Below are 24,923 nucleotides of genomic sequence, written 5' to 3' on the forward strand. Positions count from 1 at the left end.
TCTATGCCCTATCCCTTATGCAGCAACCTTTATAGGTAGGTTGTCACCCTCTGAGTGAATCAACTTATTTCTAAAAGCTTACTAGGGTTAGCAGGTGTAACATTTTTGATTTGTGCTTCGCAATCAACAATGGCACTTGTGCCTAATAATGTAGGAGTTATCCTCAACAGTGGTTCCACCAACACTGTTGGTTATCGCATTTATGTCTCGCCCTCAGGAGAAGTTAATTATGTATATGGAAAAGGTTCTGGTCAAGCTAAATTGCCAGAAAAACTAACGAAAAGATTTTTCCGCGATCTCAAACTTGCTGAACCATTATCAAATTTGTCAGTCAAGCCAAATTGCGTCAAATCCACTTCTTTTGGTACGACTACTACCGTAAGTTTAGGTGGTCAGCAATCACCAGATATTACTTGTCCTGGTAACGGTAAAGCTTTGCGTTTAGAAAATGATGTTATTGCAATTAGCAAAACTTTAAAGGTGGTCAACGTTCCTAATAGTCAAGGAAAACCATTGCCACCTCAGAATTTTTAGGCAGAATTGGGCAAAATAAAGTAGTAGTGACATATATTGTACTCATACCCCGACTTAAACTTGCCAATTTATCGAGGTATTTTATTAAATCAAAACCTTCACCTAGGGTCTTTCTAAAATAAGTTTTTTTAAATCATCATACTTCTCTTTGCTTAAACGATAAATCTCAGGACTGGGTTTGCCTACAATATGCCCTTGAATATAATTAACACCAATTTCTTTTAGACGATGTAAGCTAATTGGCGTAGTTTCATCTATACCTTCCACAATTACATTAGATGGATTAAGATTATTTGCTCCAGCTAATTCATGAACAAAGCGAATAATAATGTCACAAGGTTGATGATATAAAATGTTACGATCAATTTTTACATGAGATGGATTCAATCCTGCCAAACGAGAAACTGAAGCATAGCCAACACCAAAGTCATCAATTGCAAATCTAATTTGTAATTGCTTAACATATTCCAGCAATTTACTTTTAAAAAATGTTAAAGGAGATTTTAAGCGGCTACCATTATTAAACTGCGGTAATTCGGTTTTCTCTGAGATTTCCAATATAAGATTTCTGGATGTAATAGCTTTATCTTTCAAGACCTGACGAACTGTTTCAAAATAAGCAGTTCTGATCAAAGATTCTGGGTAAACGTTAACTGATAGTGGTGTTATATCTTCAGATCTATTTTGTTTTGATCTTTTTCTAGCTTCTTGATAGCTTGCAGTGGCAGTTCTAAGAAAGTACTGATCGAGTTCAATCGTAAACCTTGGCCCCCACATCTCCGCAGCTTGAAATAAATCTACAGGCGCAGTTAAAGTTTCAGGATCTCTGGCTAAAGCTTCCCAACTGCTAATAAATAATTCGTCAGCATCCAAATGCAGAACAGGTTCAAAATAAACAATCATTTTTTGCAGACGCTCGCAAAATAATTGAAATCTCCGTTCATACAAATGTGCAGCAACAAATCCAAAATCTTTCTTTAAATCATCAATAATAGCAGCTTCTACTAGTGCAGCGTTAAATGATAATTTATGAGAAGCATGATAAAAACTTGATAAAATTCGTCCGTATACATCTCCTAAAAGATAAGAATCTTGAGGTATACCACAAACTACTATCACTTCAGCTTGTGGTAGCCCTTTTAAAGGTATGAGCACAAAAGCTTTTTTAATACCATTTTTATCTTCATGTAATCTATAAATACCATGATAAGCAGGGTTAAAAATTGCTACTAATGAAACAGTAGGTAAAATATGTGAATTAAAAGTATTAAAATAAAAGCTATTATCTATACTTTTAGGAAGATTGCTATTGGACTTTACATACCAATTATCTTGATTATCAATTCCCAGGATAAATACAAAATCGGCTTCAGAAGTTTGTCTAATTATATTTAAAATCTGATGAGTAATTTCCGAGTTAATATTTAAATTTTCATTTACTAAATTGGTAAATTGTTGAATTAAATTTCTGATGAAGTTTTCGTAAGGTTCGAGAAAGTTGCGTAGCTGAAATGTCGGTGCTTCTAGTTTATATATGTCTCCTGATGGTTTTGCTCTTCCTAGCTTGATTTCTCCAAAGTTATCGTTTTTAATAACTTCAAGCTTTTGTTTTGTTACCATATGATTTGTTTGAGCAATAACAATATCAAAGCCTTCATCTTTCAAAACAATAATTTTGGGTTTCATGCTTAAAGATTTTTCTTCAAGCCGATCGCAAGCATATTTATGTAACTCGCGTGCCGCAATCTTACCATCTTGGTCTAAATCTCCTGCTCCGGTGTCTAATCCCTCTACTAAGTAATTAGTGTAAACTGAAACATCTGCGCCTTGTTCTTCAAAAGAATATTGCGTTGAGCTAGAAGATGCAAGAACAACTCGCCCTTCTGCACCTAGTTGACCTTGCAAATCTACAGAACCATCATCCTTTGATATTAATGAGGGATCAAATGCTCCACTAAAGCAACAGTCTAGAATAATTACTTGACGCTTAGAACGACTGTTATTCATCTGGTCATGAACAAAACTTGCTACAACAGCGGTTGATTTAATTAGTTGATTGTTTAAATTTTTCTGGGTAATTCTGGTAGCAAAATAAAATCTACCGTTATCATCCTTAATTCCGTGCCCAGAAAAGTACAAAAGTAGTATATCTTCTTTATTACGACCAGAGAAGAAGGTTTCTATTTCTAGATGCATGGTGTGAGTATCAGGGTTAGTAAGGATTTTTACCTCATCAAACCCACCAATTTTGGGATTTTGCAACACTCGTTGCATAGCTTTTACATCTTTGACAGCAGCAGGAAGAAGATGTAACCCAGGCTCATACTCACTTACGCCAATTAGCAGTGCTATTTTCTTAGTCATTGTCAAACTAATATCGGTATTTGCACGACTGGAGGAGTAACATTACTTAAAAAGGTACTGTTACTCAAAATTATTTTGACATATAAGTGTAATTTCGGTGAGCCATGAAGCATTCATGACAGACACAAGCAATTACATCTTTTATTTTTTATAAAAATGATAATCTTAATAAATAGCAATAAAAGAGAAACAAATATTCCTTGCTTCTTTTACTCTGATTCAACTTTTAAAGTATTCTCTGATCAATTAGGATTAAGCGTAATCATTATGTGCTGTTAGCTTGATCATTTGTAGATAATTACAAGCAATGACATTTTGTGGGTCAAACTTGATTGCTTGTTGTCAAGATGCGATCGCATCTTGAAATTGTCCTTAGCCTCTTCGCGTCTACGTATTATTTTCCAAACTTTTCCCGAATTGAATCTTACCCCAAACCAGATGTAGGGTAACTGCCTTATCTCCAAAAATTATCGGCAATTAGCTAATTATTGGCTTCTGGCGTTTGTTCTGGTAGTTTTTCACCTTTCTGAGATTGATTCTCTGTGCCTGAATTTTGTTTTACATCTTGGGTTGGTACTACTACAGCAGGAGGAGCGGCTCCTTTAGTTTCTACTGGTGCTGCTGGTATTACTACAGGGTTTGACTGTTTCTCTGATTTTGGTGGAGCAGGATTTTTAGGAGTAGAAGATGAGTTATTTTCTGATGCTGGTGAAGGAGTAGCATTACGAGATGATCTAATTGCTCGTAATTTTTCCACTAGAGATGATGAAGGAGAAGCGCTAGGTGCAGGTGAAGGTTGTTCAGGGTTTTGACGTGACGATGATTCTGCTTGAGAATCTTTACTGGGGCTAGAAGATTCTTCTTGATAAACACGGCGATTGCGCCTGCGCCGTGAGGAAGTGGAAACGGATGTGGTTTCAGACTCAGAACTGGCTTGAGTTTCTTTATTTGTATCTGAAGGTGTACTGTTAACAACAGGTGTTTCCGCGGTTGGCTCTGTTGTCGGTTGGGCAAACAGCGGTTTTGAGGGTTGCGGTGGAGATTTTGGGAGCATACTAGTGATGCCAAAACCTGCTGTAGCAGCAACTACAGCGACACTAGTGCCAAGAAATACCTTAGATGCCGCTAGTTTTTGCGCAAGCGATCGCGCATTCTTGATGACTGATGATGCATCAATTTGATTTTTGGCAGTTCTTTTGAGAGAATTTTCCTGTTCTGCGACCGATAAATTGATAGTTGCTACTGTGTGAGTTGGTACAGATTGCGGTACTACATTTACCCCATCACCTGGTAACAGTTTTAGCCACTCGGTAACTGTCGATGGACGAAAGCGAGACTCTACCGCCATCCCACGCATGACTGCTTGATTGACAGCAGCACTGAGGTGGGGTTGTAGTTCGCGAGGAGTTGGCATTTGTTCGCGATCGCGCAGTAGTGCTGGTAGGGGAACTTGGGCCGTCAACAATGCATATAATGTAGCTGCCAAGCCATAAACATCTGTGGCGGGTGTGCGTGGCGCTTGTGTCAAATACTGTTCAATGGGCGAATAGCCCTCAGAAACTATACCTGTGTGTGTTTGTCTTACACCGCCATTAAATTCTCGGGCGATCCCAAAATCAATCAGTACAACTTCCTGAGTTCCTTGGCGAAGGATGATATTATCTGGTTTAACATCCCGATGCAGCAAACCGTTGTTATGTACTACTTGCAACGCTGCCGCAATTTGTCGGATGTAATGAATTGCGGTTGCTTCTGGTAACGGTATCCCTGGTAAGACAAATGCATCTCCCAAGGTATCGCCAGGTATATACTCCATCACCATGTAAGGCAGCCCTGCTTCGACAAAAAAGTCGCTCACCCGCACAATATTTGGGTGGATACAAGTAGCTAATCGTCTGGCCTCATCTTGGAATTGGCGCTCGAACTTGGCAAAATCAGGATGTTGTCGCAGCCGTTCATTAATGGTTTTAATCACTACTTCCTGACCTAAATAGTGATGCGTAGCTTTGAACGTAATCCCAAAGCCACCGCGCCCGATTTCTTGATTTAGGGTATATTTTCCACCCTGCAAAGTTGTACCTGCTAACATAAAGATTTTTGCGTCCTGAGTCCTGAGTCCTGAGTGAGCAGATAAGTACTGAGTCCTGAGTTTTAAGGTATTTCCGAAGAAATCGCTTCCTCCCTCAGTGGGAAAAACCTCCCTATTATCGCAACAGTTTTGTCTTTTTAATAATACATTGACAAATGAAATGATGAAGTATGAAGTGTTAAGGAGCTAATCCTGACTTCATACTTCATACTTTATCCTGCACACTTTTTCTAAAAACGCTGACCGATGCCGAAATGCACTCGGCTTTCTCCTTGATCGTTAATACCATAGTCAGCCCGGATTAAGCCTATGGGTGAGTCGAAGCGTACTCCTGCGCCATAACCAAAACCGTTACCTGGTTTACCCCGCGCGCCTGCTGGATCTCCTAAGACAGTACTACCAGAACCTAAATCTGAAGCATAGTCAGCAAAGAGTACACCTCCTACCACTGACACTATAGGAAAGCGGTATTCTGCGGAAGCCAAAACATAACTGCGACCATTGCCAACTTCCCCAGTATTGTAACCGCGCACAGAATTAGAACCACCCAAGTTAAAGGCTTCATAAGGTGGTAAATTCCCCAGCACTGTACCAGCTTGGAGATTTAAGGCAAATACTTGTGGTTGTTTGCTGCTAAATAACTGTACTGGCACATATTGGCTAAAATTCGCTTGCAAGCGATTCATGGAAATATTACCTTGACCAATAGGAACTGATTGTTCTGTACTTAGCCTGAGAAGCGAACCTTGAGTAGGATTGATGGGGTTATTCCGTCGGTCTTGGCTGGCGGTAAAAGATACTGTAGTTAGGTCATCAATACCAGTACCACTCGCGCTCAGAGGATTTCCTTGGGCGTCAGTTGGGGTAACCTTACCTTGGCGATCGCGAATACTGATGCGATTGTAATTAAATCCCAAGGATGTATCCCAATCGTCTATTGGTCTTTGAAAGCTAACACTACCACCAATCCTACCTTCTCTGGCTCTATCCCCATTTGCTAGAGGAATTTCGTCATCAAATGTTAGCGACAGTTCCCGGCGGCGAAAGGCATTAATCGTATATCCTAGGCGATCGGGGTTAGTTTCCCGATAGGGACTGTTAAATTTGGTATCAAACTGAAAGTCACGCAAGCCGACTCCCACATTCAAACCTAGAGTATTGTTAACACCGCCAACATTCTGATCTTGATAAGTTAATGTGCCTAAAACACCTTGGTCAGCGTTGTAACTACCTCCTACATTCACCGCACGGGCCCCAGCTTCTTTAAGTTCGTAGACTAAATTTACCTTTGTCGCATCTCCTTCCAAAGCCACATTTACAGTCTCAAATAAGCCAGTGCGATATAGCTGTTGAACATCTTGGCGGACAGTATTTTCTTGAAAGACTTGACCAGGCTTGAGCTTGAGTTGTTGGCGAATAAAATCAGGTTTGGTACGTCCCGCCACTGGATTACCTTTGCTATCGACGGTTTTGCCATCGTCGTTGATAAAGCGAAACTTGATATCCCCCACCAAGCCTTCTGCTACATTGATGCTAAGAATTCCGTCGCGGCTGGGTTTAATTGATAGCACCCTAGCCAGGTTATAACCATTATCGGTATACCACTTATTAATTTGTTGTACTGCTTGCTGGAGCGCCGAGGGACTGATGACAGTGCCGATTTGAGATTGGAACGGTGCTTGAGCCACTTGATAGGTAAGCACCTTAGCACCAGAAAGTTGCAGCGATCGCACTACTACTGGTTGTACCTGATACACTACATTCAACCCAGTAGGAGTAATGCGGCTATTTACATTAGCACTGGTAAATAAACCTGTATCCAAAATTGCTGCCACATCTGTTTGTAACTGACTTTGACTGGTATTCCCCCCTTTTTGGGTTTTAATTACCTTCCGAATTATCTGCTGTAATTCGTCACTTGCTCCCAATATTTGCACATCTGTAGCTGTGACAACTAAATTATTGTCAATAGTAGCAGGAGCAGCTGGAGTACTAGCAGATGGAGTTACTTTTTGAGCTTGAGTTTTAGGGAGCGTAACTTTAGAATTCCCCTGTGTTCCCTTTTCCAGAAAAACAGAAGCAGGAGAAGAGGATTGTGGGATTAACGGCGCAGTAGGAAGTACAACTTGTAAATTCTTCTTGTCCTCCTTGTCCCCTCTGCTAGCCTGCTCCCCTGCTTCCTTCTTTGGCGTTAACAATACTGAAGAATTGTGATTAACACTTCTTTCCACAACCACAGGACTTTGCGAAAATTGTTGAGAAATTACGGTTTCCGGCGCTGAAACTGCTTCTAAGCGTGCTGGCGAGTCTTCAATTACCGGAACTACCAATTTACTTGCTTTTTCAGGTTGAATGGCATTTGTGGTAGGTGTAGCCATTGCTTGCTGAGTGGCATTATTAGCCGCCAATGTCGCTAAAGTAAAAATTGCAGCAGAAGAAACTCGCATAATATTTAGCCTATATAGCCTAATTAACTGGTAATTATTTGTAGCGAGGTTCGTCAACGGGGATAATACTAACTTCCAGCTGCTTAAGCGAATGTTATCCCCATTCTTACCTCTTTATCTACACAGACATTTAATTATGATTTTTTGTTTCTTACAGCAATCTCCTTTGGGTTTTGAAGATAATAGATTTTTTGGAAAATCCGCATCAAACAAAAAGGAACCACAGATAAACACGGATGAACACAGATAAATATCGGTGTTTATCTGTGTTCATCTGTGGTTTGATATCAAAAACATCAATCTACCCATTTTCCTCCTTTCTTTCTCTGTTCCCTGTTCCCTAGCTGTACGAGTAAATTAACAAATCAATTAGGATTCCTATATGAGTGATGTATCTCCGTTATCTGTAGTTTCTCACCGACAATCTCCTGCTTCTCGTTTGCAATTACTCGTTTTAAGTAATGGTCATGGTGAGGATATAATTGCAGTCCGGATTTTGCAGAAACTATTACAACAATCAAACCCACCAGATATTTTTGCTTTGCCTCTGGTGGGTGAAGGACACGCTTACCAACAGTTAGATATCCCTGTAGTTGGTTCAGTGCGTAATATGCCTTCTGGTGGTTTTATTTATATGGATGGACGCCAATTGGTAAAAGATGTACGCGGTGGTTTATTGCAACTTACTTTAAGCCAAATTAAAGCTGTACGTCGTTGGGTTAGTAATCAAAAAAAATTAGGTAATAAGAGAGCTATCCTAGCTGTAGGAGATATAGTACCGTTATTATTTGCAACTTTTAGTGGTGCCAACTATGCTTTTGTAGGAACAGCGAAATCAGAATATTATGTACGCGATGAAGTTGGGTTATTGCCACGCAAAACTAAAGGTGCAAAGTGGGAAAATTTTTCTGGTTCGATTTATCATCCTTGGGAAAGGTGGTTGATGAGTCGTCGCCGTTGTCGGGCGGTGTTCCCTAGAGATTCGCTAACGACAGAGATGTTACAAAAGTTGCAAGTACCAGCTTTTGATTTAGGGAATCCGATGATGGATGGCTTGGAACCGTCGTTTCCCACCGCACGGTTTTATACTACGGATGTGCAACAGCAAGAAATTACTCGTCCTCTAATTGTGACTCTGCTTCCTGGTTCCCGCGCGCCGGAGGCTTACAATAACTGGGAAAACATTATGGTTGCTGTGTCTGCATTGCTTGCCAGTTTTCGGGAACGAGATTCAGTATTTCACACTTCTGGCACAGTGGTGTTTTTGGGGGCGATCGCTCCTGGTTTGGACTGTAACACTTTATCCCAAACTCTCACAACCCAAGGCTGGCGTCCTCATACTGAGTCCCCTATCGCAATTGCCGATCCCAAGGTATTGACATTCAAGCAAAAAAATGATTACTTATTGCTGACTCAAAATGCCTATAACGACTGCTTACATTTGGCAGATTTTGCGATCGCAATGGCAGGAACAGCAACAGAACAATTTGTCGGTTTAGGCAAGCCTGCGATCGCCATTCCCGGTTCTGGCCCTCAATACAATCCTGCTTTTGCTGAAGCTCAAAGTCGTCTTTTAGGCCCATCCTTGATTTTAGTAGACCAACCAGGCCAAGTTGCCAAAGTAGTGCAATCTCTGTTCAATAATCCTGACACTTTGCAGTTAATTGCAGACAACGGTGTACTGCGGATGGGTAAACCAGGTGCAGCACAACGGATTGCTGACTGTTTGCAGTCGCGATTGGGTTAAATCTACTTTTACCACCCCCACTGCTATTAGCAGTGGGATTTTTCTGATTAATTAAAAAATCTCTTTCCTGGAAAAATGAGCAGCAAAATTTGCCAGCCTCATCTTTAGCAGTCTTTTACTTCATATCAAATTAATCAAGACTGTTTATCCCAAATTTTCGATAGGTATTACCCGACTAAACCAGAACGTAAAGCACGAACCGCAGCTTGGGTACGGTCATCAGCGCAGAGTTTATTGAGGATGTTGCGAACGTGGGTTTTGACTGTACCAACTGTAATGTAGAGTTTTTCGGCAATTTGACCATTGCTACACCCAGCGACAATCAATTCTAGGATTTCTAATTCGCGTTGAGTTAGGGGATAAGTTTCCAAAACTTGCTCGTACTCTGATGCTAATGCCTCTATTTTTACAGTCTTTGGTTTATCGCTTGTAGGAGCTTCCCCAGGCAAACCTTGGCGCATTTTCCGCAATACTACGTTGGCGATCGCAGGATCAATCCAAGAGTTACCAGTATAAGTCGCTTGGATCGCCTCTGTTAATCTACTGATGCTGGTTTCTTTCATGTAATAAGAGTCTGCCCCAGCCGCAAATGCAGCCAGTACTGCATCCTCTGTATGATCCATTGTCAGGATGAGAATCTTGGTTGCTTGCCCGGTTTCGGCTTGCTGGCGTTTAAATTTGCGCGTAAGTTCAATCCCATCCATATCCGGCAAGCCAATATCAACAACAGCTACGTCTGGCTTCGCGGTTTCTAAAAGTTTTAATCCTTGGGTGGCATTTGCTGCTTCACCTATCACTTTCAGTCCACTCTGAGACTGGAGTGCAGCTCGTAGCCCCATACGGGTGAGATCGTGATCTTCTATTAGAATAATGCTAATTTCACTCATTGCAACGCTCACGTTTTTCGACTCCAGTTTGGAAAATCCTAACTTATCTAAGGTATTTATTTGTTTTTCCCAAACCAAAGATAGATGATATTTACACTAGACTGCATCCACCGATAGAAATAATAAATTTGCTATTTTTAGTCCTAGATAGATGTAAAAATCTAGCCGGAGATGTATAGATATTTTACGAGAAAAATTGAAATATTGAGACAAAATTCTGCTTGTCCTATGCTTTTGTCTTTAGCCAGCGAGTGATAACTCATAAGCATTTAGTAAAGTAATCTGGTTTGATTCAATAAAAAATGGCCTATTCTTGAAACTCAAGCAATATTATGCTTTTTCCCTTTTGCCTGCCTCTACAACTAAGTTCATAAATCATATAGTAACGCTATACTATATTTCTTATATCAAAACTCTAAAATAAATGGAAAATTTTCAACAAACTAAAGCTGTCATCGAAGAAATTGAGCGCCCCTTACGAGCTATATTTAATCAAACTTTTGAATTCATTGCCTTAATGGAGATAGATGGTGTTCTGATTGACATCAATCAGACAGCGTTAGATTTTGGTGGTCTCACTAGCAACGATGTTGTAGGTTTACCATTGTGGGAAGCTAGTTGGTGGAAGATTTCCAAAGCAACCCCAACTAAAATACGGGAGGCGATCGCTACTGCTGCTAGTGGAGAATTCGTAGCTAATCAAGTTGATATCCTAGGAACAGGTAATACAGTAGCGACCCTTGATTTCACCATCCGCCCGATTAAAAATCGCAGTGGGCGAATTGTGCTACTAGTCCTAAAAGGTCGGGATCTGACTGAGGCCAAATAGCTTCAGCAACTCAGCTAGAAGCCGGAAATCGCCACATAGAAGAAATATAAAAACATCAACACGCTGAATTGTTCTTGCAACAGCAGGGACGAGGAACTTACAGGTTCCAAACTCTAGAATCAATCTCGCGATCGCAAAAAAAGCACGGCAATTGGTTTGGCGATCGTCAAGAAAATTGTCAAAACACTAGGAGATCTGATTACTTAAAGAATCCTTCATTAATCAAGGTAGCACTTTCCGCTTTACCCAGTCCAAGCAATCTGATGAGTAAAGTTGCTCAAGCTTATGGTACATAATGTTAGTGTGCAACTCACACCAATGACTGACGACAGGGTCTCATCTGCTCATTTAGAATTGGGTTGAAGCTTGATGCAAGTATTTTATTTTACTCTGTATCGGCTACGTCTGCTTTGGAGGGTCAATAACCTCCAGTTTTGTTAATTGCTAATGATGACAGAGCTTTGGTGAATTGATTTTGGATTGGGATTTTCGATAATCTCTAGGTCTGAATACGCTAGCTGGCTCTGCTGTGTAAGGTATTTAATGCCTATATACAACTAAGTTAACCCAATTGTGTAGAAAACAGCATAAGTTTGCATCGGGAAAATGTCGGAGATAGTGATTAACATACTACTAGTGGAGGACGATGAAATTGATGTCATAAATGTCAAAAAGGCATTCATGAGAGTTAATATTACCAACTCAGTTTATTTGAAAAGTTATGGAGTAGAAGCGCTCAGTACGCTTCATGGCAATAGCCCTCAGCCTCCAGATGTTTCTCTAGAACAGCGCTTGGTTTTACTGGATTTAAATATACCGAAAATGGGCAGGATCGAATTTCTTCAAGAATTATGTTCTAACCCGATATTAACAAAAACTCCTGTGGTCGTAATGACGAGATCAAACCAAGAGCAAGACCGAGTAAAAGCCTCCAGCTTAAATGTTACTGGCTAGCTCCTCAAGCCTATCACTTTCTCAAAGTTTGTAGAAATGATGGCAACTCTCAACAGGTATTGGATACTGTGCTAAATGCTTTAGTCAACCAATACCGAGGTTATAGACACCCGGTTTTTTGATTGGAGGTTGGGAATTTACAGTAATGCTAATGATAAATAAATAGTGAGCATTACCCAATCTTAAATCTAAAATTATTTAGCTTAAAAGTTTGAAAACGGTAATGCTAAAGGTCATCCTGTATTTGACAGCGAACATAAAAGCCGATGGAAGAGACGCTGAGAATTTTGGTTGTAGACAACGATGAAGTAGACCGCATGACAGTGCGACGGGCCTTAACTAAAGCAGGCGTACCAATAGAACTGTCAGAAGTAAGCGTCTGCAATGATGCGCTCTCTACCATCAGAAATACTACCTATGACTGCATTTTTCTCGACTATCACTTACCAGATCAGGATGGCTTGACCTTGATCCAAAAGTTACGCTCTTTGGAAATTAAAGTTCCTATAGTAGTACTCACTGGTCAAGGAGATGAAAACATCGCTGTCGAGCTGATGAAAGCTGGCGCTACAGATTATTTATCCAAAGCCAGGGTATCCTCAGAAACACTAACACAGGTTTTGCGGAATGCGATTCGGCTACATCGAGCTGAAATGCAAGCAGCTTTAGCACACCAACAGCTAAAAGAAACTAATGAGCAACTAACTCGTAAGAACCAAGAACTAGAAAGACAAAGGCAACAAATTCACCTACAAAATTTAAGATTATTAGAGGCATCGCGGCTAAAATCGCAGTTTTTAGCAACTATATCTCATGAACTGCGAACTCCGATGAATGCCATAATTGGCTTTTCTCAGATTTTGCTACGTCATAAATTTGGTCAGCTTACCCATCAGCAAACAGATATGGTAGAACGTATCCTCAACAATGGGAAACATTTGCTGATGCTATTAAATGAAGTGCTAGACTTTTCTAAGTTGGAAGCAGGACGTTTCGAGTTAAAGCCAGAATTATTTGATTTACCAAAGATAATTGAGGTTACCGTCGCTGAAATCCGTTCCTTAGCTGAATCAAAAAAGCTGTCCTTGTTAGTTGACGTAAACTTACAAAATCCTTTAGTTTTTAATGACTCAAGTCGTGTACAACAAATTTTAGTTAACTTACTTTCCAACGCTATTAAATTTACAGAGTCTGGTAATATTTGGGTTGAGGTAACTGAAAATATCCAAAATCAGCTGGCAATTACCGTGCGAGATACGGGTATTGGCATAGCTTCTCGGGACTTCAAAATAATTTTTGAAGCTTTTCGCCAAGTCGATCAAAGTATTACTCGTAAATATCCTGGTACAGGTTTGGGTTTGGCGATTGTAGATTCTTTAGTCAGAATGATGGGAGGTAAAATCATTCTCAAAAGTCAATTGGGGGTTGGTTCAATGTTTAGGATTGAATTGCCACGTCAAATAACAGTATCTAATACAGCAGTTGATGGTACAGTATTAAAATTTGATAGTGATTATATTATTTGTTCGGCTCAAAATCCCCACCCATCTCATTTTCAACACAACCAAAACCAGCATTCATCTCATACTCAATCTAATAAAGTATCGATGACTTCTCCTAATTAAAAATTATAAAATTAAAATTAATTGTAAATAGTTAAGTTGATATAAATCATGTCTGTTGTAGAAAATTCTCCGATTGATCGTATTCTTGTCGTTGATGATACTGTAGACAATCTTATTTTGGTGCAAACAATTTTAGAAAGTGAGGGCTATAAGATTGACTTAGTAGCAGATGGAATAGCAGCTTTGCAAAAAATCGAACAATCTCCACCCGATCTAATTTTGTTAGATGTGATGATGCCAGGAATTGATGGTTATGAAGTTACACGTCGCATTCGTAATAATCCGGACAAAAAAAGCTATATTCCAATTCTGTTGATCACTGCCTTTCATGAATCTAGCGTTGTTGAAGGTCTGGATGCTGGTGCAGACGACTTTATCCGTAAACCATTTGATACTGACGAACTATTAGCAAGAGTGCGATCGCTCTTGCGCTTGAAGCACAGTCTTGACGAGCAAAGAAAGATGGCGCGTCAAAGAGAAGACTTTGTTTCTCGTCTGACTCATGATTTGCGAACTCCTCTAGTAGCTGCCGATCGGATGCTCAATTTGTTTATGGAAGACACCTTCTGTAAAATTTCGCCGGAAATGAAACAGGCAATTAGCGTGATGATTCGCAGTAACCAAAATTTGACACAAATGGTAAATACTCTCTTAGAAGTGTCTCGCTTCGAGGCTGGTAAAAAGACCTTAAACTGGGAGAGTAGCAATCTAATAGAGATAGCTCAAGAAGTAGTCAGCGAACTCACTCCTCTAGCTATGGAGAAAAATTTAACTCTAAAATTAGACACCCATGAGTTAGAGCCAATAGGAGAAACATCTGGTGTAGTTATGGGTGATAGCCTGGAATTACGAAGAGTTTTGAGCAATTTAGTTGGCAACGCTATTAAGTTTACAGATACAGGCAGTATAGAAATTCGCTTTTCGGAACAATTAGCCGAGGCGGGAAATCAAAGTTATCTTACTATTGAGATTGAAGACACAGGGTATGGCATTGCTCCTGAAGACCAAGCAAGTATTTTTGAGCGATTTCGCCAAGGTAGAAATAAACGCTCAGGTAGTGGTTTGGGACTACATTTATCGCGCCGAATTGTAGAAGCACATGGCGGAAATATTGAGGTAACCTCTGTATTAGGTAAAGGCAGTATATTTAAAGTCCGATTACCAAAAAACACTGCCTAAGCAATTCAAAATTTGTAATAAATTCCTGATTATCTAGGGCTACTTAAAATCAATAAATTTTCTATAGAATACCTATGAAATTTTTTGACATAAACGTAGCACATGGTATGCATTGCTTACTGTATGCTATTTTTGTTGAAAAATAATATGTAAATTAAATTTGCAACAACTTATTAAATCGATCAAGAGAGAATTACTCTCTACATAACTCAAAAACTGATTGAGAGTTAAGCTTACCACAGAGTAAACGGCGGATGATGGTTTCTAACTCCTCAATCATATAGGGTTTGCTTAGATAGGCATCAAAACCAGCCTTTAGAATGCGTTCTTGATCCTCTTTGCTCGCTAAAGCTGTGACTGCAACTACGGGAATTTCGCAAGTGATTGGTTCTTGCTTCAAATAACGTACCACCTCGATACCGCTCAGACTTGGCAACAAAATATCTAATATAATCAAATCTGGCTGGTATTCTTTTGCGACTACTAACGTATTGGCACTGTCTGTTTGACAAATGAATCTACAGCCAAAAGAATCTAGAGCATAACTAATTAACACCAGATTATCACCATGATCTTCTACCGCCAAAATTAAAGGCTTTTGAGTGTTGTACTTCTTTTCATCACTCATGAATGAAGGTGTTAAATACATTTCTTCTCCTGGGCATACAATATGAGATTTATTATCTTTAGTAAATAACAACAAGCCTATTAATTCAGCATTCAATTTTGTTTTGCTTGCTTCTAGTTGAAAAATTTTACTAATGAAACAGTCACTGAGGCTAAGAAACCTAGATTGCATCTATAACAGTACTTTCAATATTATAAGCAAAACTAAAGAATATTTTTATATTTGCCCGAGCCTGACTTTCAATTGCTAAAAAACTATATAGATTTTAACTTGCTTATAAGCTTCGGGTTTCTTTAGTATTTTGGTAATTAAATATACACAAACTTAGAAAACGGCAATTAGTAAGTTATTTTAGTTCTGTCTCGCAGGTTAGCAAGTGGTTTCGAGTATCTTGCCCTAATAATGTAACTGAGATGCGCAACAGCTTATTTTCAGATCTTTATCAATAGACAGCGCAATCAGCATACATACATTTGTGCAGCCTACTACTTGTCACAACTTGACATATCTAGAATTTTTGTATTATAATGTACTACAAATGAATACCAATTAATAAAAATTTAGATGCGTTCTTAATCTCCCTCTCAATTAGATAGAGATGAATCCCAAACTTTAATCACAGATAGTCCTGTAAATATTTTTGACAATTTAAATCATCGCAACAAGTTATATGTAGATATATGTAGTCCAGTGCAGGATAGTAGAAATAATTATGCAGTTGAAAAAGGTTGAAAAGCTTGTTAAATTAACTGATTTCTTTCTGCTTACTCTGCGAAAACGCCGTTGCTTAAAGGATTACATAGAATTGTCTTAATTGCGCTAGCAACTGCTGGACGGCTAGATGATATTACAAAAAAAACTTTTTAAAATATATTACGTCAGTATCAAATAACTCAACTACCGCTATACTCATAAAAATATGGTTTTTGATGATTTTAGAAATAACGAAGGTAATTCTGGAAATAACAACCGTCAAAATTTGCTGAGTAGTGGTTGGCGGCCATTCCAACGCGACTTTGATTGGGGCTTTTTCTGGCAAATTGTATTTCATGATACCCAAGAGTTAACCCAAAAAAGTATTAATCTAGCAAGTTATTATGCCGATGCTTTAGGTAGAAGAGATTATAGCTGGTGGGCGAATTTATTAAATGTAGCTTCAGATTATACCCGGGGTGAACTGCAAAAATATTGGAATTTCATCACCCCAGAACCCCTGACGCCAGATAATCGCTACAAGGAAGTTTTAAGTACAGAAACGCCGATCATGCAATTTGTCAGCCGCAATAGTATTCCTATTGATTATGTGCTGAATCGATTGCAAGAAATTACTGTATTGCGAGTTTTGAAGCTATTAGAACGTCCTGACATTATTACTCAATATTATTCTGAACGAGATTTTTATTTTCCTGTCGATAAATTTATCAATTGGGAACGTATAGATGTCATTAATACTGTTTACGCATACTGGTCTAAATACGATATTTGGTTGCAAATTGATCCCTACGATCGCGGACGACGACAATATACTTTGATGTCGAGAAATATGGCACCGCTGATTAACAAAGCAACTTATGATTTAGCGGTGATGTTAAGTGGTTATCAAAGTCGTGTAGGCAAGGTTCATAGCCAATTTCCCATTCGGACGTTCCCAGCAGATATTCAAAGCTTTACAGACACAGTCCAGCAAGCAATTCTCAATCAACATCAGTTAGCGGTTGTTGTACATGGAGAGCCAGGTACAGGTAAAACTGCATGGACACAAGCTATAGCAAAAGAAATCTTAGTACCTTTAGGCTATGTAATTTTCATCTTAGATCATGATGCGATCGCTAACTTTGTACCTCCAACTTATTTAGAACAAATTTGCATCATTATTAATGAAGCTGATAACTTAGCCCAAAATCGTGCTTACGAAGTAGCGCAATATAATAATAAAACGGAACACATTCTCAGTTTGTTAGATGGAACTTTGTACCAAAGTATAATTGACGAGTCTGGGCTGCAAATGAAGCAGCGTTTAGTTGTATTGATGACTTGTAATACTACCGAAAGACTAGATCCAGCCATGTTACGTAAAGGAAGAGTAGATTTGATTTATGAATTTACTCAAAAATATGTCTAAACTAATTCTTTACAAAAAAAATTAATATGTGGGGTGGGCAATACTCACCTGAATATTTATATTTTGACAAAATTAGCAATACACACCCTAATATTTTATCTGGTCGAGTAAACATCAATTTTCATTTGCCATTCCGAAATTTATAACGGGTGTTATGTAGTTCCTTATAACATAGTTAATAAAGTAGCTAAATCAGGATGAGAATCCAACAACTGATTACAGCAGCGCTTAGTCTGCCTAATAACGCGATCGCCTATCATATAAGTCAAGAATTAGCAGCGCTTTACCCTAAGAAAGTACTTTTAGAAGGGAACGACTCTACATTTAATTTAGAGAAGTATGCTGAGGCTAACCTTTGCCAGATTCAATATAATTCCTCAAATCACAACCAGATTCTGACTGGCTGGGATGGGATGGAAAATCATCTGTATAAATATACCGAAAATGCTGAATTTGAGGTGCAATGGCAAGGACAGAAACTTGATATCCTTTTAATGAGTTGGCAGGAAGGCTATTGTAAAACCAGATATTACTGGATTCTGGCTGATAGTCAAGAATTAGCCGAAAAGTTTTTTATTGCCGTTTGTGAATGGAATTCGGAAATTCGTGATGAGGTTTTAGTTTTTGAAGATGGTTATTGGGCAAAAAATTCTGAGCTTTTTCAATCTATTAAAAATGCCACCTTTGATAATCTAATTTTGCATGGCAATCTTAAACAAGATATTAAAGATGACCTGACAAACTTCTTTGTTTCTCAAGAAGTATATGCAGCTTACGGTGTTCCTTGGAAAAGAGGTATTTTATTCATCGGTTCGCCAGGAAATGGCAAAACTCATACAGTCAAAGCATTAATTAATCAAATGCAACAGCCTTGCTTGTATGTTAAAAGTTTCCAGTCGGAATATGATACTGATAGCGAAAATATTCGGAAAGTATTCAAACAGGCAAGACAGTCTGCTCCATGTATTTTGGTGCTAGAGGATTTAGATTCTCTATTGACTGATGAAAATCGTTCTTTCTTTCTTAATGAACTGGATGGCTTCGCTGCTAATGAGGGGATTGTCACTATTGCTAGTACTAATCATCCCGAACGTTTAGATCCAGCTATTCGCGATCGCCCCAGCCGCTTTGATCGCAAGTATCATTTTGAGTTGCCAGATAACTCGGTACGACAAGCTTACATCACACTGTGGAACGAGCAGCTAAAAGCTGCCATGCGTATGTCACCAGAGACTGTTAGCCAGATAGTTGTGATGACAGATGGCTTTTCTTTTGCCTATCTCAAAGAGCTATTTCTATCATCAATGATTCGTTGGATGGGAGCAATGACAACTAGTACGATAGAAGCAATTATGGTTTCTCAAATTGCAGTTTTGCGAGAACAAATGAATAGCACAACTGCTATGAGTGAAGATACAAAAGAGCTAGAAACCGCCAAAAACTAAAATACCCGAGCGTATCCTTGATTAACGAGCCAGAAACGATTGACTCAACCAATATGCGCTCGTCCCAAAGATAACAATTAAGTAAACAGGAAGGAACCATATTCCTAAGCTAGGGTTTTCTATAGTTGCTAGGTTAAACATTTGCCATTCAATGTAAGCAAACAGCAAAATTATTTCAGTTTTCAACCAATTGAGCATTGAGCAGGCAATTTGATATTGCCGCAGTGCATTTTCTTCGGTAATTCGCACTGCATAATTAAAGGTATGGGGGTAGCGGTTGATAAATGTCAGCATCCCATAAATTATTAACCCTACAATTGGCAACAGCCAGAGAAAATTTTTAGTACCCCAGCCGTCGGCTTTGCCATCAATTCCAAAATGGATAGGTATACTTTCTGGTAATGCAAACCATCCATGAATGGCAATACCAAACAATGCAACTAGTCCTGCAAGCGCAATCCAATTAAGCATTCGTGCTTGCTGAGATTGAGGAATTAGAAAAACAGGTCTTTGATGACTCATGATAACTCCTGATTTCGGCTGATTTTGTTTCTAATTTAGCCTTGGCTGGGAGTAACTTATTCGGCTTGTTACAGAGATTTAATATAGCTATATTATTCTATTATCAAAAAAATTGAATGTTCTTCTTGCCTGCAAAGCGGCTGAATTAATTCAGCACATGGATACTAAAGAACTTTTGGTACAATCCACAGCTAACCGTTGCCTGATTATTGACAATCTGCACCAATCCTAAACTTTTGAGCTTGGATGCTACTTCAATATCTAACTTAGTTGGTGCAAGTAGTACCTGTTGAAAAGACTCTATTAGTTTTGGATCTTGCTGGAGGTGCCATAACTGATATTGAAGATGTTGGCTATAGATGCCAGTATCTGTTGTTGCATCTTTTAGTAATGCATTCAGAGCAGTTTGAGAACGCACACTCTGGTACATTGCTAGCCTTACCAGGTAAGGAAAACCTTCTGTAAGAATCATTAACTGATCTAATTCAGCCGCGTTAATTTGCAGTTCGTGACGCTGAGCTAAATCTTTTACCTGTTCTCGATTGAAAGGCGGCAATTCTACTGTCAATCCTACATTGAAAGGAGAGCGATTTGAGGGGAGAGGAATATAAATTTCCGTAGAGTGAGAGATAATCATCCTCAATTTTTGCCAGACTGAAATATCTTTGCTTTCCTCATACCAAGAACGAAGTAGAGCCAGAAAATCTCGAGCGAGATGGGGATATTCAAATAGTTGACTGACGCTATCTAATGCTAAAACAACGGGACGATCTATTTTTGGCAGCAAATATGCCTGAAAATAAATAGTACTGTTGATTAAAGCTCCCATATCTTCATCCCAGTACTCATTTAGATGAGATTCTAAACCTAACTGCTGAGTCACATTAGTACAGAACCAGCGCAAAAAGCGATCGATAGATGTAAGAACAGCCGTTCCAGCGAGATTTAAACTGAGGCGAACTGTGCGGTAATTCTGTTGAGTTCCATAATCTAGAATTCGTGCAATCAAGGATGTTTTTCCCATCCTGCGAGGTGCTTTGATGCAAATAAGTGAACTAGCTTGCAGAATTTCTCGATAACAAGTTTCTTCAATTGGAGGACGCTCAATATATAAAGCAGAAGCTAGAGGAACTTGTCCTTCTGGAGATTCTAGGACAGTCAAATTATCATGATTTTGTAGTTCAATTAGATTCTTTAATGCGGTTGATTGTTTAATGTATTGTTCTAACAGCGCCCGACAATTAGTTTTGTTAACTTTTTCGTTAACTACAGTTGAGAGCAATTGCCACACCCTTGGGGCAATACAAAATTTGATATAGTTTTCTGAATAATTATTTTCTTGAGCAATTTGAGCGTAAGTCTTTTTGGTTTCTAGTAGCGATTCGCGTAGAATTACCTTATGAATATAGCTGAATGACTGACCTGTTTTGTCAGAAACTAAATTAATTGCGAATTCAATAATTTCTTCAATGTTTCTCATTAATATCGCAATTTACTATGTAGAAATGTTTAATGCACCATTCGCTCTCAGCCAGTTTTTTTGCTCATTCGTTAACCCTTGAGCATCGGTAAAATCTGCGCCTTTGACACGAGAACCAGAGAAATCTACCTCTTGAAATTGGGCATTTCTGAAGTTAGCGTGTCTTAAATCTGTTGTAACTAAACTTGTATTATGAAGGATTGCTCCCTCTAGATTGGCTTGAAATAAGGAAGCTAGTTCTAAATTAGCACGGCTCAAGTCAGCGTAATTCATAATTGCTAATTCTAGGGCAACTTTGCTTAAGATTGCTTCTGTCAAATCTGCGTAACGCAAATCAGCCTTAACTAAATCGGCTTGGGTTAAGTCAACTCTTTTCAAAATTGTTTCGTTGAGCTTGCTTTCTTCTAGATCGACTCGTCGCAATAAACTATTGCTCAAGATTGCACCCTCCCAATTAGTTCGGCTGAGATTGGCATCATTGAGACTGGCACCTGTTAGATTGGCACCTGTCAAACTGGCTTTGAATAAATTAGCTCTTTCCAAATTTGCTTGTGTGATACAAGCAAACTCTAAAGAAGCTTCTGTTAAGTTAGCATTTCTGAGGCAAGCAGATGCTAGATTAGCATGATTTAGACGTGCATTGCTCAAATTAGCGCCGCTTAAATTAGTTTCCTGTAAATCAGCCCAACAAAAACTGCTATATGACAGCAAAGCCTGGCTTAATTTTGCCTGACTTAACTTTGAGCGGTTAAGATCTGCCCAAATGAAGTTTGCGCCGCTTAAATTTGCCTGACTCAAATCTGCGCTATTGAGATTTGCATGACTAAAATCAGCATCACTTAGGTCAACTCCTGCCAAATTCACTCGACTAAGATCCAGGCTTTGAAAATTTCGCTGTTTTTTCGCATAACATTGGATAATTTCATCTGCATCCATTGTTTTCATGCACCTTGATATAAAATAAATTGACTTAATCATCATTTATAAAACCTAAATCTAGTGTTTATTTATCTAGAAGTTTGTCGCCTGTAGATGCATCTCAAGGCTGGAGTTGAGACTAATTATTGATAAAACTTGCTACTGAAGCGATCGCCTCTATTACCGTACTACAATTTGAGGTCATCGCAGCGATCGCTGCCATTGCTAATGCTTTCGATATCTAAACTTGCTATATTTCTTCTACAGAAGCATAATATCATCACGGCTATCAAAGACAATCTGAGAGGTTTCCGGATTAAACCAACAATTGCTATTAGTGTGAACGCTTGGATTTTTTAGGCACTGAAAAGCTTCTGCTAAAACGAAAAGTTCTTTAGCTTTTTTGAGGATACCAGGATGTTTCGTTTCGGCAGCAGCAAGGTTAATTAAAGGACCAATCGCTACCAACGTAATTTCTCCTGGAGCCGCATTTAACTTACTGATGATAATCTCATCAGAGTAAGGCGACTCCTCACAGAAAGCAGCCGTATAAGGCAATGTATACGATAAATGCTCTACTCTATTTACTTCATTAATGTGAGCATTATCTTCCACAGCTTTTCTTGCCGCAGCAACACTCTGACCCACCTCAATATTTTGAAACCCAAATAATCTTAAAATCTTAGTAGCAACCGAAAACTTGCGGCTTGCGGTGACATTAACATCCGCAGCAGTGACAGCAATAAGTTCGGCAAGTCCCTGTTTCACCAAGCTCAGGAGCCACAAAAAGCTTAAGAAATCATCTCCTCCAAAATCACTATCAAGAATAATTTTGGGTATATTCAGTTGGGTTTTTATATTATTACTGGAACCAACTGTAGTGTCTGGAAAACGATAGTGCAGCATAATTAGTTAATGAAAAATTTGACTAAGTTAAATATTCTATTTTTTGGTTTTAAAATCTGTAAGTATCTTCGTATCACCTAAAGGATTGTGACCAACATGTTTCCAAGGTTCAACAATGGCGATCGCATAAAAAGCGGCCCAATAAAATATGTACCGATTCAAAATCAGAGTGACCTGCGCTGAGATAGCCAGATTGCGATCGCCAGTTTGGAGTTGACTGATTTAAACTATTTAATTGAGAAGTATTCACCATAATTTATTATTTTTTCAATTTTTTGATATCAAAGCCAACACAATATATTTGCAATTGTTCCAACAAGGTAGGTTTACTATCCAAAACTCCTGCAAAAATGTTGTGTTTATTACTGCTGTGTGTATACCTCATCAAGCCTACACGTTTAGATGTAAACCTAAACTTTAATATGTATTTCAACGAATTTGAAGATTTAGTACTAAAGCTTTTGATATGACAGTTAATTTTTTTTTGCATACTGAAATTCCTAAATCAAGTAATTCAAGTCAAAGTAGTTTTGTGTTGAGCAAGGATTTACCTTAGAGTGCGATCGCACTCTAATTCATGCTCAGGAGCTTCATTTACTAGAAGCACAATATCCACTCAGTAGAATTCAAGAGCCAGAATTCAGAAGTAAAATCTTCTGTATTTATGCTCGATTTTTACACTTAAATTGTGTACTTACTCAAATTGCAATCCAAAATATTATCAAGACGAATGTATTTAATTGTTATTAATGACTAATTAAAAATACCAAAATGCTCTAGTAATTATCTTGAACTCATCTTTGCTGAACAATATATAAAGTTGATATGTTGAGCGTGATATATGTTAGTTGTTACGGTAGACGCATATTTGCTGTATTTCGTCAATCAATCAATGTAATACCATTTCGCTGTGATCGGGCTGCGTTGGGGAAATACATGTGCTAGCTGCGGGTTCTTGAAGGTTTGTAACTCTAGCGAGTGAACGTAGTGCTTCCCCTCCCCTAAACTCTGGCTGTCTCACTCTTGCTCACGAGTCAGAAACGCCCTAAACAAGCGCCCACATCTGATTGATAGTGGTATTTATTTTTACCCCAACTTACTTAACATGCAAGTATGAGATTAAACATTTTACAGCAAACTCCAACTTTGTTAAGGATAAATCTCAAACCAAAAGGCTTTCTGTATTGGTTATTTGGCAGCATCTTCATAGCTGGAGGTGTTTTTTTGGTAACATCGCTAGGCAGAGCAACTAGGGAGCATCCCACTTTTTTGAACGTCATTGCGAGCGGAGCGAAGCAATCGCATGGACTCGTTCTTAGTTGAAGATTTTGTGATTGCTACCCTTCGGGAAGGCTCCGCCTACGTCGTTCCTCCTCTCTACGAGACGCTACGCGCTAAGCGAAGCTATGCCGTAGGCTTTACGCAATGACAGTTATTCTCTAGTTGCAAAATAAAAACTGGGATGCACCCGAGCAACTACTCTTACTTGTAATCGCTCGACACCTACACAAGGGCGTTGTCAATTAGTTATTAAAGGTTTTTTAAAATCCCAAGTTAAAAATTGGGATATTCAAGAGTTATAACAATTCTCTAAAAGTAGACAAAAGATGATGAATGACGCGGGGACGCGGAGACGGGGAGATAGGAAGATTCATTTGTAGCCAGATTTTAGAGAAAAGGTATTACAAGGTGCAAAGCTAGATACAAAGACTATTGATGCATGGGGTAGTTATCCCTTAGTACTTTTAACAAAGTCTGGCTCATTTCCTATAGCAGTAGTTACAATATTATTTTCAGGTTGGACTCTGAAAATGATATATATTTAGCTAATGGTTCAATGTTTACTGCTAAAAGCGCAGACCAAACTTTTGAAGCGATCGCAAATTTTATTAATTTGGAGAATACTAATTTATTTACACATAACTAGATAAACTGGAGTTAAATTCTAGTTAAATTTTAGTAAAAATACTAACTTTATTGAGCAAAAAATTTGCCAAAATTATTTTAGATTTATTTTGTATTTATAGATAGAAACTGAAAAAGCAGTTTATAGTAACTAATGGCTAACTAAAAAATAAAATCCCCACATCAATATGTGGGGATAAATTCGTGTGAGTCGTTACATAAGTGTCCTACCAAATAAAAGTTTAGAATTTGCAGATAGATCGAATATCTACCTAAAGCATTAATTAAAAAGAGTTAGAGAATATATTTCCTAACTAGCAAATATAATCTTATAACCTTCTG

General features: G+C 38.6%; 18 protein-coding genes and 1 pseudogene. 9 read left to right on the forward strand and 10 right to left on the reverse strand.

All coding sequences use genetic code 11. The features are described 5' to 3' along the window. The first annotated feature begins 54 nt into the window (after positions 1–54). Positions 55–534: a hypothetical protein gene (locus tag BV375_RS07245; protein ID WP_086758791.1), complete on the forward strand. Its 480-nt coding sequence runs from the start codon at positions 55–57 to the stop codon at positions 532–534. Between the two features lie 102 nt (positions 535–636). Here BV375_RS07245 and BV375_RS07250 read toward each other — a convergent pair whose 3' ends face one another. The 3 genes from BV375_RS07250 to BV375_RS07260 all read right to left on the reverse strand — a co-directional run bounded on the left by BV375_RS07250 (position 637) and on the right by BV375_RS07260 (position 7,434). Continuing rightward, positions 637–2,898: an EAL domain-containing protein gene (locus tag BV375_RS07250; RefSeq protein WP_086758793.1), complete on the reverse strand. Its 2,262-nt coding sequence runs from the start codon at positions 2,896–2,898 to the stop codon at positions 637–639. A gap of 481 nt (positions 2,899–3,379) precedes the next feature. Then, positions 3,380–4,987, reverse strand: coding sequence for a serine/threonine-protein kinase (locus tag BV375_RS07255; RefSeq protein WP_086758795.1), 1,608 nt, complete (start codon positions 4,985–4,987; stop codon positions 3,380–3,382). 230 nt (positions 4,988–5,217) lie between these two features. Beyond that, positions 5,218–7,434: an outer membrane protein assembly factor gene (locus tag BV375_RS07260; protein ID WP_208099075.1), complete on the reverse strand. Its 2,217-nt coding sequence runs from the start codon at positions 7,432–7,434 to the stop codon at positions 5,218–5,220. Between the two features lie 382 nt (positions 7,435–7,816). Between BV375_RS07260 and BV375_RS07265 the strand changes: the two genes are divergently transcribed. Then, positions 7,817–9,181 carry a lipid-A-disaccharide synthase-related protein gene (locus BV375_RS07265; protein ID WP_086758797.1) on the forward strand — a complete coding sequence of 455 codons (1,365 nt, stop codon included), beginning with the start codon at positions 7,817–7,819 and terminating at the stop codon, positions 9,179–9,181. 167 nt (positions 9,182–9,348) lie between these two features. On the opposite strand, the gene BV375_RS07270 is transcribed toward BV375_RS07265, so the two are convergent. After that, positions 9,349–10,068 (reverse strand): response regulator transcription factor, encoded by a 720-nt coding sequence (locus tag BV375_RS07270; RefSeq protein ID WP_086691095.1) that lies wholly within the window; start codon positions 10,066–10,068, stop codon positions 9,349–9,351. Between the two features lie 424 nt (positions 10,069–10,492). Here BV375_RS07270 and BV375_RS07275 point away from each other — a divergent pair, with 424 nt between their 5' ends. The 5 genes and pseudogenes from BV375_RS07275 to BV375_RS07295 all read left to right on the forward strand — a co-directional run bounded on the left by BV375_RS07275 (position 10,493) and on the right by BV375_RS07295 (position 14,655). Next, positions 10,493–10,897, forward strand: coding sequence for a PAS domain-containing protein (locus BV375_RS07275; RefSeq protein ID WP_086758799.1), 405 nt, complete (start codon positions 10,493–10,495; stop codon positions 10,895–10,897). A 68-nt stretch (positions 10,898–10,965) separates the two neighbouring features. After that, the gene (locus BV375_RS07280) at positions 10,966–11,193 is read left to right on the forward strand and encodes a hypothetical protein (RefSeq protein WP_145954673.1); all 228 of its coding nucleotides are present in this window, start codon (positions 10,966–10,968) and stop codon (positions 11,191–11,193) included. 310 nt (positions 11,194–11,503) lie between these two features. Continuing rightward, positions 11,504–11,926, forward strand: a pseudogene (locus BV375_RS07285) (response regulator). A 191-nt stretch (positions 11,927–12,117) separates the two neighbouring features. Continuing rightward, positions 12,118–13,476: an ATP-binding protein gene (locus BV375_RS07290; protein WP_086758803.1), complete on the forward strand. Its 1,359-nt coding sequence runs from the start codon at positions 12,118–12,120 to the stop codon at positions 13,474–13,476. Between the two features lie 48 nt (positions 13,477–13,524). Next, positions 13,525–14,655: a hybrid sensor histidine kinase/response regulator gene (locus tag BV375_RS07295; protein WP_086758805.1), complete on the forward strand. Its 1,131-nt coding sequence runs from the start codon at positions 13,525–13,527 to the stop codon at positions 14,653–14,655. Positions 14,656–14,848: 193 nt separating this feature from the next. Here the strand turns inward: BV375_RS07295 and BV375_RS07300 are convergent, their stop codons facing one another. Beyond that, on the reverse strand, positions 14,849–15,304 hold the full coding sequence (locus BV375_RS07300; RefSeq protein ID WP_086758928.1) for a response regulator: 456 nt from the start codon (positions 15,302–15,304) through the stop codon (positions 14,849–14,851). Positions 15,305–16,202: 898 nt separating this feature from the next. Here BV375_RS07300 and BV375_RS07305 point away from each other — a divergent pair. Continuing rightward, positions 16,203–17,405: an AAA family ATPase gene (locus BV375_RS07305; RefSeq protein WP_086758807.1), complete on the forward strand. Its 1,203-nt coding sequence runs from the start codon at positions 16,203–16,205 to the stop codon at positions 17,403–17,405. 197 nt (positions 17,406–17,602) lie between these two features. After that, a complete protein-coding gene (locus BV375_RS07310) occupies positions 17,603–18,850 on the forward strand; it encodes an ATP-binding protein (protein WP_086758809.1) in 1,248 nt (415 codons plus the stop codon). A 21-nt stretch (positions 18,851–18,871) separates the two neighbouring features. Here the strand turns inward: BV375_RS07310 and BV375_RS07315 are convergent, their stop codons facing one another. The 5 genes from BV375_RS07315 to BV375_RS35830 form a co-directional block, all read right to left on the reverse strand. Then, positions 18,872–19,372 (reverse strand): DUF1648 domain-containing protein, encoded by a 501-nt coding sequence (locus BV375_RS07315; RefSeq protein WP_086758811.1) that lies wholly within the window; start codon positions 19,370–19,372, stop codon positions 18,872–18,874. Positions 19,373–19,517: 145 nt separating this feature from the next. Further along, the gene (locus tag BV375_RS07320) at positions 19,518–20,852 is read right to left on the reverse strand and encodes an AAA-like domain-containing protein (protein WP_086758813.1); all 1,335 of its coding nucleotides are present in this window, start codon (positions 20,850–20,852) and stop codon (positions 19,518–19,520) included. A gap of 15 nt (positions 20,853–20,867) precedes the next feature. Further along, positions 20,868–21,797: a pentapeptide repeat-containing protein gene (locus tag BV375_RS07325; protein ID WP_086758815.1), complete on the reverse strand. Its 930-nt coding sequence runs from the start codon at positions 21,795–21,797 to the stop codon at positions 20,868–20,870. A 234-nt stretch (positions 21,798–22,031) separates the two neighbouring features. Next, complete coding sequence (locus tag BV375_RS07330) at positions 22,032–22,676, reverse strand: nucleoside hydrolase (protein WP_086758816.1); 645 nt, start codon at positions 22,674–22,676, stop codon at positions 22,032–22,034. A 109-nt stretch (positions 22,677–22,785) separates the two neighbouring features. Next, positions 22,786–22,929 carry a hypothetical protein gene (locus BV375_RS35830; protein ID WP_208099076.1) on the reverse strand — a complete coding sequence of 48 codons (144 nt, stop codon included), beginning with the start codon at positions 22,927–22,929 and terminating at the stop codon, positions 22,786–22,788. Between the last annotated feature and the right edge of the window lie 1,994 nt (positions 22,930–24,923).

Origin of the sequence: Nostoc sp. 106C (genome assembly GCF_002154725.1) — a bacterium.
Lineage (GTDB): Bacteria > Cyanobacteriota > Cyanobacteriia > Cyanobacteriales > Nostocaceae > Aulosira.

Bases quoted from the DNA above. Each gene is read 5' to 3' on its own strand.
- BV375_RS07250 (WP_086758793.1), bottom strand. From the start codon at position 2,898: ATGACTAAGAAAATAGCACTGCTAATTGGCGTAAGTGAGTATGAGCCT.
- BV375_RS07320 (WP_086758813.1), bottom strand. From the start codon at position 20,852: ATGAGAAACATTGAAGAAATTATTGAATTCGCAATTAATTTAGTTTCT.
- BV375_RS07300 (WP_086758928.1), bottom strand. From the start codon at position 15,304: ATGTATTTAACACCTTCATTCATGAGTGATGAAAAGAAGTACAACACT.
- BV375_RS07290 (WP_086758803.1), top strand. From the start codon at position 12,118: ATGGAAGAGACGCTGAGAATTTTGGTTGTAGACAACGATGAAGTAGAC.
- BV375_RS07255 (WP_086758795.1), bottom strand. From the start codon at position 4,987: ATGTTAGCAGGTACAACTTTGCAGGGTGGAAAATATACCCTAAATCAA.
- BV375_RS07310 (WP_086758809.1), top strand. From the start codon at position 17,603: ATGAGAATCCAACAACTGATTACAGCAGCGCTTAGTCTGCCTAATAAC.
- BV375_RS07315 (WP_086758811.1), bottom strand. From the start codon at position 19,372: ATGAGTCATCAAAGACCTGTTTTTCTAATTCCTCAATCTCAGCAAGCA.
- BV375_RS35830 (WP_208099076.1), bottom strand. From the start codon at position 22,929: ATGGTGAATACTTCTCAATTAAATAGTTTAAATCAGTCAACTCCAAAC.
- BV375_RS07270 (WP_086691095.1), bottom strand. From the start codon at position 10,068: ATGAGTGAAATTAGCATTATTCTAATAGAAGATCACGATCTCACCCGT.
- BV375_RS07305 (WP_086758807.1), top strand. From the start codon at position 16,203: ATGGTTTTTGATGATTTTAGAAATAACGAAGGTAATTCTGGAAATAAC.
- BV375_RS07325 (WP_086758815.1), bottom strand. From the start codon at position 21,797: ATGAAAACAATGGATGCAGATGAAATTATCCAATGTTATGCGAAAAAA.
- BV375_RS07330 (WP_086758816.1), bottom strand. From the start codon at position 22,676: ATGCTGCACTATCGTTTTCCAGACACTACAGTTGGTTCCAGTAATAAT.
- BV375_RS07265 (WP_086758797.1), top strand. From the start codon at position 7,817: ATGAGTGATGTATCTCCGTTATCTGTAGTTTCTCACCGACAATCTCCT.
- BV375_RS07275 (WP_086758799.1), top strand. From the start codon at position 10,493: ATGGAAAATTTTCAACAAACTAAAGCTGTCATCGAAGAAATTGAGCGC.
- BV375_RS07295 (WP_086758805.1), top strand. From the start codon at position 13,525: ATGTCTGTTGTAGAAAATTCTCCGATTGATCGTATTCTTGTCGTTGAT.
- BV375_RS07260 (WP_208099075.1), bottom strand. From the start codon at position 7,434: ATGCGAGTTTCTTCTGCTGCAATTTTTACTTTAGCGACATTGGCGGCT.